The organism is Kineococcus endophyticus, from assembly GCF_040796495.1.
Lineage (GTDB): Bacteria > Actinomycetota > Actinomycetes > Actinomycetales > Kineococcaceae > Kineococcus > Kineococcus endophyticus.
Map to the genome: position 1 here is coordinate 87,057 of NZ_JBFNQN010000004.1, position 16,175 is coordinate 103,231.

The 16,175-nt window shown below is 75.1% G+C and carries 19 protein-coding genes; 9 read left to right on the forward strand and 10 right to left on the reverse strand.

The features are described from left to right. The first annotated feature begins 256 nt into the window (after positions 1–256). Entirely contained in the window at positions 257–1,159 is a 903-nt protein-coding gene (locus AB1207_RS06505) for an HAD family hydrolase (protein ID WP_367637080.1), read from the forward strand. On the opposite strand, the gene AB1207_RS06510 is transcribed toward AB1207_RS06505, so the two are convergent. The 4 genes from AB1207_RS06510 to AB1207_RS06525 form a co-directional block, all read right to left on the reverse strand. After that, entirely contained in the window at positions 1,140–1,361 is a 222-nt protein-coding gene (locus tag AB1207_RS06510; protein ID WP_367637081.1) for a hypothetical protein, read from the reverse strand. The genes AB1207_RS06505 and AB1207_RS06510 overlap by 20 nt on opposite strands. Before the next feature lie 56 nt (positions 1,362–1,417). Beyond that, on the reverse strand, positions 1,418–2,395 hold the full coding sequence (locus AB1207_RS06515; RefSeq protein WP_367637082.1) for a chymotrypsin family serine protease: 978 nt from the start codon (positions 2,393–2,395) through the stop codon (positions 1,418–1,420). Between the two features lie 121 nt (positions 2,396–2,516). Continuing rightward, positions 2,517–2,807: a hypothetical protein gene (locus AB1207_RS06520; RefSeq protein ID WP_367637084.1), complete on the reverse strand. Its 291-nt coding sequence runs from the start codon at positions 2,805–2,807 to the stop codon at positions 2,517–2,519. An 81-nt stretch (positions 2,808–2,888) separates the two neighbouring features. Next, positions 2,889–3,437: a DUF1062 domain-containing protein gene (locus tag AB1207_RS06525; protein ID WP_367637085.1), complete on the reverse strand. Its 549-nt coding sequence runs from the start codon at positions 3,435–3,437 to the stop codon at positions 2,889–2,891. Between the two features lie 226 nt (positions 3,438–3,663). Between AB1207_RS06525 and AB1207_RS06530 the strand changes: the two genes are divergently transcribed. From AB1207_RS06530 to AB1207_RS06550, 5 genes are all read left to right on the forward strand, one after another. Further along, complete coding sequence (locus tag AB1207_RS06530; protein WP_367637086.1) at positions 3,664–4,128, forward strand: GNAT family N-acetyltransferase; 465 nt, start codon at positions 3,664–3,666, stop codon at positions 4,126–4,128. 85 nt (positions 4,129–4,213) lie between these two features. Next, positions 4,214–5,053 (forward strand): rhomboid-like protein, encoded by an 840-nt coding sequence (locus AB1207_RS06535; protein ID WP_367637087.1) that lies wholly within the window; start codon positions 4,214–4,216, stop codon positions 5,051–5,053. Continuing rightward, the gene (locus AB1207_RS06540) at positions 5,019–5,213 is read left to right on the forward strand and encodes a hypothetical protein (RefSeq protein ID WP_367637089.1); all 195 of its coding nucleotides are present in this window, start codon (positions 5,019–5,021) and stop codon (positions 5,211–5,213) included. The genes AB1207_RS06535 and AB1207_RS06540 overlap by 35 nt, the downstream gene beginning before the upstream one ends. A 67-nt stretch (positions 5,214–5,280) precedes the next feature. Beyond that, the gene (locus AB1207_RS06545; protein WP_367637090.1) at positions 5,281–6,171 is read left to right on the forward strand and encodes an alpha/beta hydrolase family protein; all 891 of its coding nucleotides are present in this window, start codon (positions 5,281–5,283) and stop codon (positions 6,169–6,171) included. A gap of 66 nt (positions 6,172–6,237) precedes the next feature. Next, on the forward strand, positions 6,238–7,482 hold the full coding sequence (locus AB1207_RS06550; RefSeq protein ID WP_367637091.1) for a saccharopine dehydrogenase family protein: 1,245 nt from the start codon (positions 6,238–6,240) through the stop codon (positions 7,480–7,482). Positions 7,483–7,539: 57 nt separating this feature from the next. On the opposite strand, the gene AB1207_RS06555 is transcribed toward AB1207_RS06550, so the two are convergent. Beyond that, complete coding sequence (locus AB1207_RS06555) at positions 7,540–9,777, reverse strand: MFS transporter (RefSeq protein WP_367637093.1); 2,238 nt, start codon at positions 9,775–9,777, stop codon at positions 7,540–7,542. Between the two features lie 159 nt (positions 9,778–9,936). On the opposite strand from AB1207_RS06555, the gene AB1207_RS06560 reads away from it, so the two are divergent. Beyond that, positions 9,937–10,536 carry a TetR/AcrR family transcriptional regulator gene (locus AB1207_RS06560; RefSeq protein ID WP_367637095.1) on the forward strand — a complete coding sequence of 200 codons (600 nt, stop codon included), beginning with the start codon at positions 9,937–9,939 and terminating at the stop codon, positions 10,534–10,536. A 34-nt stretch (positions 10,537–10,570) separates the two neighbouring features. On the opposite strand, the gene AB1207_RS06565 is transcribed toward AB1207_RS06560, so the two are convergent. The 5 genes from AB1207_RS06565 to AB1207_RS06585 form a co-directional block, all read right to left on the reverse strand. Beyond that, the gene (locus AB1207_RS06565; protein ID WP_367637097.1) at positions 10,571–10,903 is read right to left on the reverse strand and encodes a hypothetical protein; all 333 of its coding nucleotides are present in this window, start codon (positions 10,901–10,903) and stop codon (positions 10,571–10,573) included. A 101-nt stretch (positions 10,904–11,004) separates the two neighbouring features. Further along, positions 11,005–11,610, reverse strand: a complete 606-nt coding sequence (locus AB1207_RS06570) for a bacterial proteasome activator family protein (protein WP_367637098.1) — start codon at positions 11,608–11,610, stop codon at positions 11,005–11,007. Between the two features lie 7 nt (positions 11,611–11,617). Then, positions 11,618–12,460, reverse strand: a complete 843-nt coding sequence (locus AB1207_RS06575; RefSeq protein WP_367637099.1) for a phosphatase PAP2 family protein — start codon at positions 12,458–12,460, stop codon at positions 11,618–11,620. 87 nt (positions 12,461–12,547) lie between these two features. Further along, the gene (locus tag AB1207_RS06580; RefSeq protein WP_367637101.1) at positions 12,548–13,480 is read right to left on the reverse strand and encodes an aldo/keto reductase; all 933 of its coding nucleotides are present in this window, start codon (positions 13,478–13,480) and stop codon (positions 12,548–12,550) included. Positions 13,481–13,542: 62 nt separating this feature from the next. After that, positions 13,543–14,367: an oxidoreductase gene (locus AB1207_RS06585; protein WP_367637102.1), complete on the reverse strand. Its 825-nt coding sequence runs from the start codon at positions 14,365–14,367 to the stop codon at positions 13,543–13,545. Between the two features lie 70 nt (positions 14,368–14,437). On the opposite strand from AB1207_RS06585, the gene AB1207_RS06590 reads away from it, so the two are divergent. Together AB1207_RS06590 and AB1207_RS06595 are read left to right on the forward strand one after the other, a co-directional pair. Then, positions 14,438–15,670: a VWA domain-containing protein gene (locus AB1207_RS06590; protein WP_367637103.1), complete on the forward strand. Its 1,233-nt coding sequence runs from the start codon at positions 14,438–14,440 to the stop codon at positions 15,668–15,670. Position 15,671: 1 nt separating this feature from the next. After that, positions 15,672–16,175, forward strand: coding sequence for a GNAT family N-acetyltransferase (locus AB1207_RS06595; protein WP_367637105.1), 504 nt, complete (start codon positions 15,672–15,674; stop codon positions 16,173–16,175).

Here is a 16,175-nt window from a genome sequence, read left to right on the forward strand (position 1 = left end):
GGGTGCGGTCGCGCCGCACCGCACCTCCGGAGGGTGGTCGCGAGCGGGAACGCCGGGGGACGATCGTGGGGTCGGTGCCCGCCCCCACGATGGCGCGCCGGCGGACCGGCGCCGGCCGGCGGCCCCCTCGGGGGAGACGGGCCGCCGGACGGCGAGGTCGCAGAGGTCGGTCCCGGAGGCCGGGCGGTCGCGGCAGCGACGCGTCGGGGACGAGCGCGCCCGGCTCCGGGGTCCGACCAGGTGCGAGGATGGGCTCGTGACTCCCGAGGTGCCCGCGCCGGCCGACGTCGACCGCGGACGGGAGACCACCGACGAGCTGGTCGACCAGGGTGCCGAGCGCGCCTTCGCGCAGGGGTGGGCGCTCGTGGCGACCGACCTCGACGGCACCGTCATCCCGCGTGACCGCCCCGTGAGTGCCCGCACCCTGGCCGCCTTCGCGGCCTGCGACGCGGCCGGGATCCCCGTCGTCCCCGTGACCGGTCGGCCCCCGCGCTGGGTCACGCCGCTGGCCGAGGAGGCCGGGCTGCGCGGCCAGGTCGTGTGCGCCAACGGCGCCGTCGTCTACGACCTGGACGCCGGCCGGGTCGTCCTGGAGCACCCCATCGCCCCGGACGTGCTGCGCGAGGTCGTGGCCCGGCTGCGGCCCGTGCTGCCCGGCATCGGCTTCGCCCTCGAGGCCGTCGTGGGGTTCCGCCGCGAGCCCGAGTACGCCACCCGGTTCGACGGGGGACTGGAGCAGCGCGTCGCCGCCTTCGACGAGCTCCTCGTCGACGCCCCGCCCGTGGTGAAGATCCTCGCCAAGTGCCCCGGCGTGCTGAGCGACGAGATGGTCGCGGTCTCGCACCGGGAGCTGGACGGCCTGGTCAACGTCACGCACTCCAACGCCGCCGACTCCCTCATCGAGATCATGGCGGCCGGGGTCAGCAAGGCGACGACGCTGGCCGAGGTCGCCGGCGACCGCGGTGTCCGGGCCGAGCAGGTGGTGGCGTTCGGCGACATGCCCAACGACCTCGAGATGCTGCGCTGGGCGGGGCGGTCCTACGCGATGGCCGACGGGCACCCGGACGCGCGGGCGGCTGCGGACGACGTCGCGCCCGACTGCGGCGACGACGGCGTCGCCCAGGTGCTGGAGCGGCTGCTCAGCTGGCGTGGGCGCTGATGCCGCCGACGCCCCGCACGACGACCCGCACGCCCTCGACCCGCTCGGGCAGGTCGGGGTAGTCCTGGTCGTCGACGACGTTGACCTTCACGGCCCAGTCCGGGCCGACGTGGGTCAGGCCCACGCCGTTGACGCGCGGGTCACCGCCGATCAGGCTCTGCACCTGCGACTTCGCGGCCCGTGCAGCGTCTCGGTCGCTCACTCCCGGCTCCCTGGTCCGTCCGCCGCGACCGCCGGAGGACCAGGGGCCGCGCGTGCTCAGACGACCAGTGTCGCACCGAGCGCCGTGAGCACAAGGCCGATCGGGTTGCAGAACGTCAGGCCGGCGCCGTTCTCGCCGCCCCGCTCGCTGCCCGCGAAGAGGAGGCCGACGGCCTGCCGGGTGTCGGGCCGGTAGACGACCGAGCCCGAGTCCCCGCCGGCGGAGAACGCCCCCGCGTCCCCCGTGACCTCGATCTGGCCGTCGAAGCTCACGACCCCGACGGGGTACTGGACGGCGACGTCGTCGAGCTCGATCGCGCTGATGCGTCCCGTCGTCCAGCCGGTCGTGCGGCCGACCTTCTCGACGGCGACCTCGTCGTCCGGCTCGGCCCACCCCGTCAGGCGGCCCACGGGGTAGCTCAGGTCCACCCCGGTCAGGTCGTCCTCCAGCAGCGCGAGGGCCGCGTCCACGGTGTTGCCGCCCCCCGCCTCCAGCGGCACCGCGCGCGCCAGCCGGCCCACGCGGTCCCCGGCCCGTCCGCCGTCGTGGGGACCGGGCTGCAGGACCGGGTCGTCGAGGGCGGCCTGGTCGGAGTTCGCCAGGACGTGGTTGTTGGACAGGACGTACAACCCGTCCGAACCCTCGACGGTGACGAACCCGCCGAGGGTTCCGGCGGTCACGTCCTGCTGGGCGATCGAGAGCCCCGGGTGCAGCGGTCGCACCTTGCGCTGCAGCGCCTCCGGCGCCCACGTCCCGGGTTCGGTGGGGGCGCTCAGCGCCTTCACGAGCCCGATCTCGCGGATGTCGACCTCGTCCCCGGCCGCACCCGCCGCGAGGGTGCGGGCGCTGTCGGCGAGGACCGCGCCGCGGTCGCCGGAGTAGCGGACGGCGAGCCCGTAGCGGGGCCCGTCCCCTCCGCGGGAGGCGACGCTGATCCCGACGCTCGCCACGCCGGTCGGCGTCTCGAGCGAGGAGGCCTGCACGACGCCCGAGAGCAGCCGGGCCTTCAGTTCACGAGCGTTGTCGATGTGCACGAGACGTTCCCCCTGGTCGTGTCCGCTGTCATCACCCGGTGGTCCTCCGGGATGAGCACACCGTGACACCGACCTCCGACACAAGCCCTCCGAGCGACCCTCCGCACGTCCCCTGCCGACGTCACCGACGGTGGCGGTCGTCCTCGGCGCGCCGGACGCGGCGGACGTAGGTCTCGGCGCCGCCCGCCGCCGCGAGCGAGCCGACGAGCAGTCCCGCGACGAGGTCCTGCCGGTCCGTGCGCTGCTGCCCGCAGGCCGGCGCGAGGTCGCCGGTGTCCCCGAGGTCGGCGTGCACGGCCGACGTGCAGCCGTAGGGGCTGAGGGGCAGGGGGGCCATCGCCAGGACGAGCCCACCGCCGAACGCGACGGCGGAGGCGACCTGGACGGCACGGGCGAGGGCGACGTCGCGCACGGGGACGACGGTAGCGAGCGCGTTCCCCCGGCCGCTCGACCGGCCCCGCGGGACCGGTCGAGCAGTGGTTCCGGAGCCGGGTCAGGGTTTCAGGAGGACGGCGAAACCCGTCGACCGCTTCGACCGGAGGTCGACGGAGGCGACGATCCGGCCGTCCGCGACGAGCCGTTCGACCGCGGCGCGCGGCAGGCCCAGACCCTCGGCGAGCAAGCGCACCGGTCGCACGGGGATCCGCGCGGGGTTCTCCACGGCGATCTCCAGGCTGTCGCAAGGCTCCACGGTGCCCCCGGTGTCCAGGGACCAGGCGCCGTCCCAGTCGAGCGAGAACCGGTTCCGGTGCGCCGTCCCGGGGTGGCGGAGGAGTTCGGAGACGAGGTCTGGGTCGTTGCCGTGCAGGCGGTCGAGCAGCCGGGGGTCGACGGACCGGACGTGGGTCCGTTCGAACACCGTCAGGTTCGCGGTGTCGCCGCAGCCGGTGCAGAGCACCAGGAGCCAGGCGTCGAGGAGCCTCCCGTTGGCGTTGAGACGGAACCGGCCGCTCGCCCGGGAACGCTGTGCGGGACAGCGGTGGCAGCGGCGGGCGACGAGGGGCAGGCGCGTGGGCGTGACCGCCCAGGTGGTCGTGGGCATGGAGGGCACCGTTCGGTGGGTTCGTGGGCAGCACCAGCAGCACGCAGCACCACGGAACACCGGGCCACGCGCGAGGGGACAGCGCTCGGGAACGTCACCGGATGGACAACGGCTCACCCTCGGTCGGGGAACGGGACCCGCCGAACGTAGCGGCGCAGAGCCGACGCGGGCGACGAGTTTTCCCGCAGGGTCGCGCCACCGGGTCCCGTCGTGGGAGAACGGGTCCGTGAGCCCCGACGTCCCCGAGTTCCTGGTCCGTCCCGCGCAGCCGGAGGACGAGGAGGCGCTCTTGCCCCTGGCCGTGGAACTCGCCACCTCCTTCGTCCCCGAACGCGTCGCCTTCGCCCGGTCGCTGGCGCACGTCCTGGCCGACGACGCCGCGACGGTGCTGGTCGCAACCGCCGTCGAACCCGCCGTCGAACCGGCGGGGAGAACCCCGGTGGTCGGGTACGTGCACGTCCTCGTGCACCCCGCGTTCCACGCGAACGGGAACGTCGGCTGGGTCGAGGAGGTCGTGGTCGCCCCGCAGTTCCGCGGGTCGGGGTGCGGACGCCTGCTGCTCGAGGCCGCCGGGGAGTGGGCCCGCGGCGCCGGCGCGGTGTACGTGGCGCTCGCGACCCGGCGGGCCGGGGAGTTCTACCGTGCTCTGGGTTTCGAGGAGTCGGCCGTGTACTTCAAGAAACCCTCCTGAGACCGCGACGGGGGATCGCGGACGTCAGGTCGCGTCGACAGCCGGGACAGGGCCGGGGCACAGGCGGGCCGCCCAGTCTCGACGGGTGAGCGCAGTCACGACCGCCGTCGCCCCGCACTCGCGCGTCCGCACCGGAGGACGGGCGTGCGACGTGGCGCTCGTGCACGCCGGGCTGGTGCTGGTGGTCTTCGCGGGGTTGTGGTTCCTGCCCGCCGCAGACCGCGCCCGGGCCGTCCTCGCCGCCAGCACCAACCTGGACAACCTGGCCGTGCACCCCCTGCGCGTCCTGCTCCTCAGCGCCGTGGTGGTGCCGTCGGGTCCGGGGCTGCTCGTCCTGGGTCTGCTCGTCCCCGTCCTGGCGCTGGCGCAACGGCGCCTCGGCCGGGCCGCGACGTTCGGCGCGTTCGCGGTGGGGCACGTCGGCGCGACCGGCGTCGTCGCGGGACTCCTCCTCGCCGGGCTGCGGCTCGGGTGGGTCGACCCCTCCGTCCGCAGTGCCGTCGACGTCGGGGTCAGCTACGGGCTGGCGTGCGTGGCGGGTCTCCTCGTGGCCTCCGGTCCGCGCCGGTGGCGGACGGCCGGGGTCGTCGGTGCGGTCGCCGTCGCCCTCCTCGCCCTGGCCGTCGACCCGGGGTTCACGGGCGTCGGCCACCTCGTCGCGCTGGGCCTCGGGTTGGTCCTGGCCCCGCTGGCCCCGCCGGCTCAAGGGGCGGGCCGTCCGCGCCGATGGGAGGTCACCCGTCCGGCGCGAGGAGGAACCCGTGAGGCACCGTCGAGCTGTCGTGACCGCCGTGGTCGGCCTGGCCGGGAGCCTGCTCGTCGGCAGCGCTGCCGGGGCGTCGGGGGCGCACTCCCCGGCGGGGCCCGCCGCGGCGCGGGCGGTGTCCGCGGTGTCCGCGGTCGCCGACGGGCCCACGCCCGCTGACCCCTCGGCACGGTTCGTCGCCCCCCTGTTCGTCCCCTCCGCGCCGGCCGGGGTCCCCGGTCCCGCCGGCGGCGACGACGTGCTCACCCCCGACACGGTCGTGACGCCCGGTCCGCCGGTCGCGTCGCTCGCGCCGAAGGCCGAGTTCCGGCCGGCCTGACGGCGCCCGGGACCGTTCCCCCGGGGGCGGCTTGCCGGGCGGGACCGGGTCACGCAAGGCTCGCGGCATGGTGGACACCCACGACCGCGCGCTGGTGCGACGGCTGCTCGGCCTCGCCCCCGCTGCGACCCACGAGCCCCTCGACGTGCGCCGCCGGCCGGCGCCGTCACCTCCGGGTGCGCCCGACGTCGCGGTCGAGCACGTCGTCCTCGTCACCCCGGACGGCGAGGTCCCCTGCTGGCTCCTCACCCCGGAGCAGCCGAGGAACGTGGCGGTCGTCGCGGTGCACCAGCACGGCGGTGAGTTCGGCCGCGGCAAGAGCGAGATCGCCGGGATCGCCGGTGCCCCGCACCTGGCCTACGGGCTCAGGACGGCCCAGGCGGGCGCCGTCGTCGTGTGCCCCGACCTCGAGGGTTTCGAGGAGCGGCAGCGCGGCTGGACGACGGACCCGGCCGCCGACGAGAAGCTCGACGCGTTCCACCGGGTCGCACGCGGGAGTTCCCTGCAGGCCCAGCACACGCGCGACGTCGCCGTCGCGACGACCTGGCTGCGCGAGGAGGTCGGCGCGGGTTCCCGGCTCGGGATCGTCGGGCACTCCCTCGGAGGGCAGGTCGCCCTGTTCTCCCTCGCCTTCGACCCGCGGTTGAGCAGGGGAGTCGTGAGTTGCGGCGCGGCGACGGTGGCCTCGCTCGTGCGTGACCGGATCCCGCACAACCCGGCCTGGTTCGTCCCGGGCCTGGTGCCCGCCGGCGACCTCCCGGCCCTCGCGGCAGAACTGCGTGACCAGCGGGTGCTGGTGACGGCGGGAGGGGCGGACCCGCTGTTCCCGGCCGACGGCGTCCGCGACGTGCTCGACGCCTTCGCCCCCGGGGTGTGCACCGGACTGCCCTTCGACGGCGGCCACGAACTCCCCGCGGACGTGCTGGCGACGGCGGTCGAGTTCCTCCTCGCCCTGTGAAGGGTGACGTCGCCGGAGGCCTCCCCGCAGCGCGTGGGACCGTCGCCTGCGGGCTAGCGTGACGGCGTGGCTGGAGACGCGGACCGAGACCTGGACGTCGTGCTGTTCGGGGCCTCCGGCTTCGTCGGGCGGCTGACCGCGGAGCACCTCGCCGCGCACGCACCCGCCGGGACGCGGATCGCCCTGGCCGGCCGTTCGCCCGAGCGCCTGGCCGCCGTGGCGCGGGACCTCGGACCCCGCGCCGCGGACTGGCCCCTGGTGGTGGCCGACGCCTCCGACGAGGCGTCGCTGCGACGGCTGGCCGAGTCCACGCACGTCGTCGTCTCCACGGTCGGCCCGTACCTGCGGCACGGACTGCCCCTCGTGCAGGCGTGCGCCCGGGCCGGCACCCACTACGCCGACCTGACGGGCGAGGTCCTGTTCGTGCGGCGCAGCATCGACGCGGCCGACGAGGCCGCCCGCGCGAGCGGGGCCCGCATCGTGCACTCCTGCGGTTTCGACTCCGTGCCCTCCGACCTGGCCGTGCTGCTCGCGCACGAGTGGGCGCAGGCGCACGACGCCGGTCCGCTCGCGAGCGCCACGCTGGACGTCCTCTCCGCGCGTGGGGGTTTCAGCGGCGGGACGGTCGACTCCCTGCGCCTGCAGCTGGACACCGCGCGCCGCGACGAGGCCGCGCGCCGGCTCGTGCGCGACCCGTACGCCTTGAGCCCCGACCGGGCGGCCGAACCCGACCTGGGTCCGCAGCGCGACGCCTTCCGCCCCCACCGGCGCGCGGCGACGGGGGACTGGGTCGCGCCCTTCGTCATGGCCTCCTACAACACCCGCGTGGTGCGGCGCAGCAACGCGCTGCTCGGCCACGCCTACGGACCGAGGCTGCGGTACGCGGAGGTCATGGCGTTCTCCGGGCGCACCGCGGCCCTCACGGCCGGCGCCGTCACGGGGGTCCTGGCCGGGCTCACCGGGCTGCTGGCCGTCGGACCCGTCCGGCCGCTCCTCGACCGCCTGCTGCCGGCCCCGGGGACGGGCCCGAGCGAACGCACCCGCCGCACCGGTCACTTCCGGCTGCGGGTGGACGCGCGCACGGAGTCCGGCCGCCGCGCGACCGTCACCGTCGCCGCCCAGGGCGACCCGGGCTACGCCGCGACGGCCGTCATGCTCGGGCAGAGCGCCCTGGCCCTCGCCGTCGACGGCGACCGCCTGCCCGCCCGTGCGGGCGTCCTGACCCCGGCCACCGGCATCGGGACCGTCCTCGCGGACCGGTTGCGCGACAGGGGTTTCACCCTCGACGTCGAGGACCCCGGAGTCCGCTGACGGTTCCGCCCACCGCTCGTCCCGGGACTCAGCGGTGGGCGGCGACGCGGCACTGGTTCACGTCTCGGTGGTCACCGTCGGCGCGGACTCCTGACGCGGCTGCGGAACCCCGCCGAGGTGCAGGTCGGCGCGGGCGGTGAGCCCGTCGTCGACCTGCACGCTGCCGGTCGCCGGCGCCCAGCTCGAGGCGGTGAGCGTGTAGTCGCCGCCGGCCACGTCGTCGAAGGCGTACCGGCCGTCGGGTCCGGTCGTCGTGGTCGCGACGACCTCGCCGTCGGCGTCGGTGAGGGTGACGACGGCCCCGGTGTGCACGCCCGTGCCGGCGGTGACGGTGCCGTCGACGCGGCCGCCGACCTCGAGGACGAGGTCGAGCGCCTGGGCCTCGTCGTCGCCGACCTGCACCGCGCGGGCCGCGGGGCGCCTGCCGTCGGCGCGGGTCGTCACGACGTAGGACCCGCCCGTGAGCCCCTCGAGGGCGTAGTTCCCGGCGGCGTCCGTTCCGGCGGAGGCGACCACCCGGCCCGTGGCGTCCGTGAGCGTCACCACGGCCGCCGCGACCGGTGAACCCTGGCGCAGCACGCGCCCGGCCACGGTGGACCGCCCGGCGAGGACGACGTCGGCGCGGACCGGTCCGGAGCCGATGGCCACCAGGACGGCCTGCGGGGTCAGGTGCCCGGCGGCTGCGATGAGCAGGTAGGTGCCGCCGGTGGGCACGGCCAGAGCGAAGGTCCCGTCGTCGGCGGACGTGCCGCGGGCCACCTGCCGTCCCGCCGGGTCGGTGATCGTGACCACGGCGCCGGCCAGCGGTCGGGTCCCGTCGGTCAGCACGGTGCCGACGACGGACCGCCCGACGGCGGGTGCGGCTGCGGGTGCGGGTGCTCCGGCCGCGGCCGCGGGGCTCTCGGCGGCGGCTCGCGGGATGAGTGCGGCGATCACGGCGGCGACCGCGGCGGCTCCCGCGGCGACGAGGAGGATGGTCCGGAAACCGTTCTCGGCGGGGATGGCGACGCCGCCGACCACGGTGGCCGAGGAGGCGAGGACGGCGCCGGAGACGGCGCTGGCCACCGAGGACCCGACGGAGCGGACGAGGGTGTTGAAGCTGTTGGCGGACGCGGTCTCGCGCACCGGGACGGCGGACATGATGAGCGCCGGCATCGAGCCGTAGGCGAAACCCACACCGGCGCCGATGATCCCGGTGACGATCGACAACTGCCAGACCTCGTGGGTGAGGAAGACGCCGGTGCCGTAGCCGACGGCGACGACGAGCGCGGCGACGACGAGGCTGACCTTGGGGCCGTACCGGCGGGTCACCTTCGCCGAGACGGGCGCGGTCACCATCATGACCAGGCCCCCGGGGACCATCGCGAGCCCGGCGACGAGCATGGACTCACCGAGGCCGTACCCGGTCTGCCGGGGGAGCTGGATGAGCTGGGGGATGACGAGGGACATCGCGAACATCGCGAACCCGAGGGCCACCGAGGCGAGGTTCGTCAGCAGCACCTGCGGCCGGGCCGTCGTGCGCAGGTCGACCAGCGGGGCGCGGTGGCGCAGTTCCCAGCTGCCCCAGAGCACCGCGAGGACGACGCCGCCGACGAGGCAGCCGAGCGTCTCGACGCTGGTCCAGCCCCAGTCCTTCCCCTTCGAGACGCCCAGCAGCAGCGCGACGAGGGTGGCCGACAAGCCCACGGCACCGAGGGCGTCGAAGCGTCCGCCGCGGGCGGTGCGGACCGAGGGGATGAGCGCGAGGACGAGCAGCAGCACGACGGCGCCGAGACCGGCGGACACCCAGAACAGCCAGTGCCAGTCGAGGTGGTCGGCGATGAGCGCGGCCGCCGGCAGGCCCAGGGCGCCGCCGACGCCCAGCGAGGCGCTCATGAGCGCGGTGGCCGGGCCGAGCTTCTCGGCGGGCAGGACGTCCCGCATCAGGCTGATCCCGAGGGGGATGACGCCCGCGGCGCACCCCTGCAGCGCCCGGCCGACGACCATCGGGGCGAGGCTGTCCGACAGCGCGCAGACGACCGAACCGACGACCATGGCGGCGAGGCTGGCCAGCAGCAGCGGACGCTTGCCGACCATGTCGCCGAGCCGTCCGGCGATGGGGGTGGCGACGGCCCCGGCGAGCAGCGTGGCGGTGACGGCCCAGGCCGCGTTCGACGTCGTGGTCCCCAGCAGGGTCGGGAGCTGGGAGACGATCGGGATCACGAGCGTCTGCATGAGGGCGACGGAGATCCCGCCGAGGGCGAGGACCGCGACGACGACGCCGACGGGACGTTCGGGGCGCTCGGGTGCGCTCACGGGCAGGGGAGTGGACATCGAGGTCCTTCGGGGCGGGAGAGTTAAGACAACTGCTTGACTCAGTGGACCACGGGGACAATGGTCGTTGCAAGGGGCAACCAAGGAGGGGTGATGGTCACGGCGCAGGTGCGCAACGCAGCGCGGAGCGAGGCGACGAGGGTGGCGATCCTCGACGCGGCCGAGCGGCTGTTCGCCGAGGAGGGGATCGAGCGGGTCTCGCACCGCCGGATCAGTGCGGCTGCGGGCCAGGGCAACAACGCGGCCGTCGGCTACCACTTCGGCACCACCGCCGACCTCGTCGAGGCCGTCGTCGAACGGCGGCGGGAGGCCGTCGAGCAGGTCCGGACGGACCTCGTCGAGCGGATCGCCGGGTCGGGGGACGTCCGCGACTGGGTCGACTGCCTCGTGCGGCCCTCGATCGTCGTGCTGGAGTCGCTCGGGTCGCCGACCTGGTTCGGGCGGCTGTCGGCCCAGCTCGCCGCCGACCCGCGCCGGCACGCGCGCTACGTCGAGCACGCCCTGCGCTCGGAACCGCTGCGGCGCACGGTGGACGGGTTCCGGTCGTGCCTGCCGGACCTGCCCGAAGCGGTCCTGCGCGAACGCAGCGACATGGCCCGGATCCTCAGCGTCCACGTCGTCGCCGACCGGGAGGCCGACCTCGCCGAGGGCCGGGAACCGGCCCGGGCCACCTGGACCGAGTGCGGTGACGGGCTGGTCGACGCCCTCGTGGGTCTCTGGACCGCACCCGTCCGGTCCTGAGCGGCGGGCACGCCCGGCGTCCGCGGGGCGGGGATCAGCGCAGGTCGGCCAGCGTCTCGGCCTTGACGACGGCGCGCTCGACGGCGGCGAGCAGCCCCGGGTCCGCCGGACCACCGTCGGCGCCCGCGACCCGCACCATCGCGGCGGCCTCCGCGACCTGCGCGCACGCGGTGGCCGTGCGGGTCAGGCGCCGGTGGATCTCCGGGTGCTCCCCGTCGGGTCCCCCGGGCACGAGCAGGTCCCCCGCCGACGGGGCCTCCTGCTGCGCCCGCAGGCACTGCGCGCGGACGGCGCGGGCCACGAGGTCCACGCGGGGCAGGAACTCCTCCAGCGCCACGCGGGCGGGCCCGGGCGGGGTGCCGTCCACGACCATCTCGACGCGGCGGACGGCGCGGTCGGCGGAGTGCGCGGCGCGCGCCCAGACCCCCTCGCCGAGGGGGTCGGGCGTGCGCCGCCAGAACGCGAGCTTCAGAGGTACTGCCCCGTCCCGCCGGGCTGCACGCGCGGCATCCCGTCGCCCCCGGGCCGGCCCTGCGGGCCCCCGGGGACGCTGCCGCCGGGCAGCGCGCGCCGCATCTCCTGCAGCTGCGCCTGCGCCGCCATCTGCTGGGCGACGAGAGCGGTCTGAATGCCGTGGAACAGGCCTTCGAGCCAGCCGACGAGCTGGGCCTGGGCGATCCGCAGCTCGCTCTCGGACGGGGCCTGCCCCTCCGCGAACGGCAGCGCGATCCGGCGCAGCTCCTCGACGAGGTCGGCGGACAGGCCGTCCTCGAGCTCGCTGAGGGAGCGCTCGTGGATCTCGGCGAGCCGGTTGCGCCCCGCCTCGTCCAGCGGCGCCGACCGCACCTCCTCCAGCAGCTGCTTGATCATGCTGCCGATCCGCATGACCTTCGCGGGCTGGGAGACCATGTCGGCCGGTCCGGGCTCGCCGTCCTCGGGAGGCTCGGCGATGCCCATGCCCTGCGGCGTCACCACGACGACGCGGGGGTCCGGGCCGTCGCTGGTCTCGCGCGGGGCGTCGGGCGGGGTCGGGTCCTCGGGGAAGCCGTGGGTGTGCTCGGACATGACCCCCATCCTGCCCTCAGCCCCTGCGCGCCACCTCTCGCGGGAGGGCGAGCGAGGCCGCCAGCACGGTGAGGGCGACGACCGTGCCGGCCAGGAGGTAGGACGTCGTCAGCGAGGCGTCGCCGGCGTAGACGACGACGAGCGCGGCGGCCGCGGCGGCCGGCACGACGAGGGAGAGCCGCACGAGCGCGCCGCGGCGCCGCTCACCGCGGTGCGGGAGGACCTGCACGAGGCACAGGACGATCGAGCCGACCAGCGCCGAGGCGAGGACGTCGCTCACCCGGTGCCACCCGTCGGCGATGACGAAGGCGCCCATCGCGCCCGCGGCCGCCGCGCCGGCCAGCGCCAGCGGAGCGCGCAGCCAGCGCGGCCCGGCGACCAGGAGACCCAGGGCCAGGCCGAGCACCGCGGACGTGTGCCCGCTCGGCAGGCTGTTGGCCGACGAACTGTGCTCGAGCAGGTCCGGCCGCTCCAGCAGGACCAGCTTGAGCAGTTCCGTCACCCCGAGCGTCCCGGCCGCCACGACGACGCCGCGCACCGCCGCGCCCAGGCGGCCCCGCACGACCCCCACGAGCCCGACGACGGCGACCCCGAGCACGAGGTGGTGGGGTTGCAACCGGTCGACGAGGTCGAACGCCGTGCGCAGCCACCCCGTCTCCGAGCCGCGGTTCTCCAGGGCGAGGGTGTGCAGCCGGTTCTCGTGCCGCTGCCCCGTGGCCGTCCGCACGCAGACGACGTACAGCACGCCGAGGGCCGCGAGCTGCCACCACGCAGCCCCGAGCGCCACCGCGGACCAGGTCCGGCGGGCGGACGCGGTGCGGGGTGGGCTCCAGGGCTGGTGCTCGGCAGTCGTGCTCATCCCTCCACTCTGCGGTACGCACGCGAGCCGTGCGTACCGCAGCGCGTGCAGGGAACGTGTCGTTCCTGTGAGCCGCCGACCTCCCGCTCAGCGGGAGGCGTGGTCCAGAGCGGAGAGCTCCTCGGACGTCAGCTCGAGGTCCATCGAGGCCAGCAGCGCGGGCAGCTGCTCCACCGTGCGGGCGCTCGCGATCGGGGCGACGACGGTCGGCTGCGAGCGCAGCCACGCGAGGGCCACGGTGGCGACGTCGACGCCGTGCGCGGCGGCCGCGGTGTCGAGCGCCTCCAGGACGCGCGGGCCGCGCGGGGAGTCCAGGTAGGCCGCGGCGTTCGCCTGTCGCTGGGAGTCCGCGAGCCGGCCCGGGCGGTACTTGCCCGTGAGGAACCCCGAGGCCAGCGAGAAGTAGGGCAGCGAGGCCAGCCCGTTCGCCTCCACGACGGGCAGCGCGTCGCGCTCGTACTCCTCGCGCTCGACGAGGTTGTAGTGGTTCTGCGCGGCGACGTAGCTCGCGAAGCCCTCGCGCCGCGAGGTCTCCAGGGCCTCGGTGAGGCGGGCGCCGGTGTAGTTCGAGGCGCCGATCGCACGGACCTTCCCGGCGGTGACGAGCTCGTCGAACGCGCCGAGGGTCTCGGCCAGCGGGGTGTCCCTGTCGTCCTGGTGGGCCCAGTACAGGTCGATGCGGTCGGTCTGCAGGCGCTGCAGCGACTCGTCGACGGCCGCGCGGATGTTCTCGGCGCCCAGGCCCTTGCGGTCCTCCTTGCTGGCGACCTTGGTGGCGATGACGACCTGGTCGCGCTTGCCGGTCTTCGCGAGCCAGTTCCCGATGATCGTCTCGGAGATCCCGGCGCCACCGTCGGACCAGGCGGAGTACACGTCGGCGGTGTCGATGAAGTCCCCGCCGCCCTCGACGAAGGCGTCGAGGACGGCGTGCGAGGTGGCTTCGTCGGCGGTCCAGCCGAAGACGTTGCCGCCCAGGTTGAGCGGGCGGACGTCGAGGTCAGAGGTCCCGATGCGTGTCATGGCGTCAGGCAACCACAGGGCGTCGTCCACGACATCCGGACGGGACCTGGACGGGGACCGCGTCAGAAGTCGGTGCTGGTGCTCAGCTCGCGCCAGACGTTGACCTCCGAGCGGCGCTGCTCGAGCACGCCCTCGATCGCCGACAGCGCGTCGGACCCGAGGAACACCGCGGACGGCGGGTTCTCCGCCTCGGCCAGCGCGATCATCGCCTCGGCGGCCTTCGCGGGATCGCCCGGCTGGGTGCCGTGCGCGGTGTCGTTCTCGATGCGCCGGGGACCGGCGGTCTCGGCGTAGTCGGCGATGGGCTCGGGGGACTGCGTCAGCGACCGGCCCGCGAAGTCCGTGCGGAACCCGCCCGGGGCGACGATCGTCACGCGGATGCCCAGCGGCGCGAGCTCGGTGCGCAACGAGCGGGACATCGCCTCCAGGGCCGCCTTGGCCGCCGCGTAGTACCCGGACCCGGGCGGACAGACGTGGGCCCCGATCGAGGAGATGTTGAGGACCGTCCCGCTGCGGCGTTCCCGCATCCCGGGCAGGACGGCCTTGAGGACGGAGGCCGCCCCGAAGACGTGGGTGGCGAACAGCCGCTCGACGTCGGCGTCCACCCCCTCCTCGACGGCGGCGCGGTAGCCGTACCCGGCGTTGTTGACGACGACGTCGATGCCGCCGAACCGCTCCTCGGCCGCGCGGACGGCCGCGGCCACCTGCTCGGGGGAGGTGACGTCGAGGGACAGGGCGAGCGCGGAGTCGGGGTGACCCGCCGCGATGTCCTCGACCCTCGAGGCGTCGCGGGCGGTGACGACGGCGCGGTGGCCGCGGGCGAGGACGGCTTCGGCGAGCGAGCGCCCCAGGCCGGTCGAGCAGCCGGTGATGAACCAGGTGGACATGCCCGCACCCTGTCACCCCTCACCTCCCCTGTCTGCCCGGGACTGCTCCCCGGTCCGGTAGAACAGGACGGTGACCACGCTCACCGAGGGCGGCAACGCCCCGCTCACCGGTTCGTCCCTGCGGGTGCGCGTGGAGGGACCGGTCGACGTGACCGCCCTCGTCGTGAACCCCGACGGCAAGGTCGGCGGCGATGCCGACATGGTGTTCTTCAACCAGCCGTCCGCGCCCGGGGTGCGGCTCGACGGGCGGCAGCTCGCGCTCGACCTCGGCGCACTGCGCCCGGGCGCCGACCGGGTCGTCGTCGTGGCCAGCCCCGAGACCGAGGGCTCGACGTTCGCCGGCACCACCGTCCGGCTGGTCCTGGAGGACGGGTCGTCGACCGTCGAGTTCTCCCCGTCCCGGCTGGGCGCGGAGACCGTCGTCGTCCTCGCCGAGGTCTACCAGCGCGGCGGCGCGTGGAAGGTCCGCGCCGTGGGTCAGGGGTACGACAACGGCCTCGCCGGCCTGGCCACGGACTTCGGGGTGGACGTCGACGAACCCTCTGTGGAACCCGCCGCCGTACCTGCTGCCCCTGCGGTGTCCCTCACCAAGGGTGAGGAGAAGCTGCCCGTCGACATGCGCAAGGCGCTGAACCTGCGCAAGCAGCAGGTCGCGCTCGTCCTGACCAAGCACAAGATGACGGGGTTGCGGTGTCGGGTCGTCGTCGTGCTCGACGTCTCCGGCAGCACGAGTTCCCTCTACCGCAAGGGCGTGTTCTCCCGCGCCGTGGAACGCGTGGCGCCCGTCGCCGCGCAGGTCGACGACGGCGCGGAGATGCAGGCCTGGGCGATGGGCGGCCGGGCCAAGCGCCTGGAGGACATCACCATCGGCGACCTGCCGCAGTGGCTGCAGACCTACACCGCCAAGCGCTACACCGAGGCCGAGGGCTGGAACAACGAGAAGGCCGTCATCGAGGACGTCGCGCGCTACGTCGCCCGCGAACCCCTCGACATCCCCACCCTCGTGCTGTTCTTCCACGACGGCGGGGTCACCGACAACAAGGGCACCGAGAAGGCGTTGCGCGCCGTCGAGCGCGAACCCGTGTTCTGGCAGTTCATCGGCATCGGTCGCAGCAACTACGGGATCCTCGAGAAGCTCGACACCCTGGCTGACCGGCAGTACGACAACACGGGCTTCTTCGCCCTCGACGACCTCGACGCGGTGAGCGACGAGGAGTTGTACGACCGGATCCTGCAGGAGTTCCCGAGCTGGATGCGTGCGTACTACCCGCCGGGAGCGCCTGCGCTGCAGGGCCTGTCCTGACGTGCCGTCCCTCGTCGCCCCGCGCTCGTCCCTGGCCGGCTCGGTCCGCCGGGCCGCGCGGTCGGGGGAGTGGGACGACCACCCGACCTACGCCGGGGTCGCGGGGATGGACGACGCGGAGTTCGACGCCTGGACCGACCGCTTCGTCGCCGACGCCCGCGAGGGCACTCCACGACCCGAGGGTTTCGTCCCCTCCACGAACCTGTGGTGGGTGGACGGGGCGGAGTTCCTGGGGCGGGTGCAGGTGCGGCACCGCCTGACCCCGCGGCTGCGCGACCTCGGCGGGCACGTCGGGTACTGGGTCGCCCCCGCCGCGCGGCGGCGCGGGCACGCGACGGCGATGCTGGCGGCCGTGCTGCCGGTCGCGAACGCGCTGGGGCTGGAGTGCGTGCTCGTGACGTGCGACGTCGACAACGTGGGTTCCCGCCGGGTCATCGAGGCCAACGGTGGGCTGTTCGAGGGACGGCGCGGCGAGAAGCTGAGGTTCTGGGTGCCGACGGCCTGA

Excerpts from the sequence above, each read along its gene's own strand:
- AB1207_RS06525 (WP_367637085.1), bottom strand. The coding sequence starts at position 3,437 with ATGCCCACGACCACCTGGGCGGTCACGCCCACGCGCCTGCCCCTCGTC.
- AB1207_RS06545 (WP_367637090.1), top strand. The coding sequence starts at position 5,281 with ATGGTGGACACCCACGACCGCGCGCTGGTGCGACGGCTGCTCGGCCTC.
- AB1207_RS06570 (WP_367637098.1), bottom strand. The coding sequence starts at position 11,610 with ATGGGGGTCATGTCCGAGCACACCCACGGCTTCCCCGAGGACCCGACC.
- AB1207_RS06575 (WP_367637099.1), bottom strand. The coding sequence starts at position 12,460 with ATGAGCACGACTGCCGAGCACCAGCCCTGGAGCCCACCCCGCACCGCG.
- AB1207_RS06580 (WP_367637101.1), bottom strand. The coding sequence starts at position 13,480 with ATGACACGCATCGGGACCTCTGACCTCGACGTCCGCCCGCTCAACCTG.
- AB1207_RS06585 (WP_367637102.1), bottom strand. The coding sequence starts at position 14,367 with ATGTCCACCTGGTTCATCACCGGCTGCTCGACCGGCCTGGGGCGCTCG.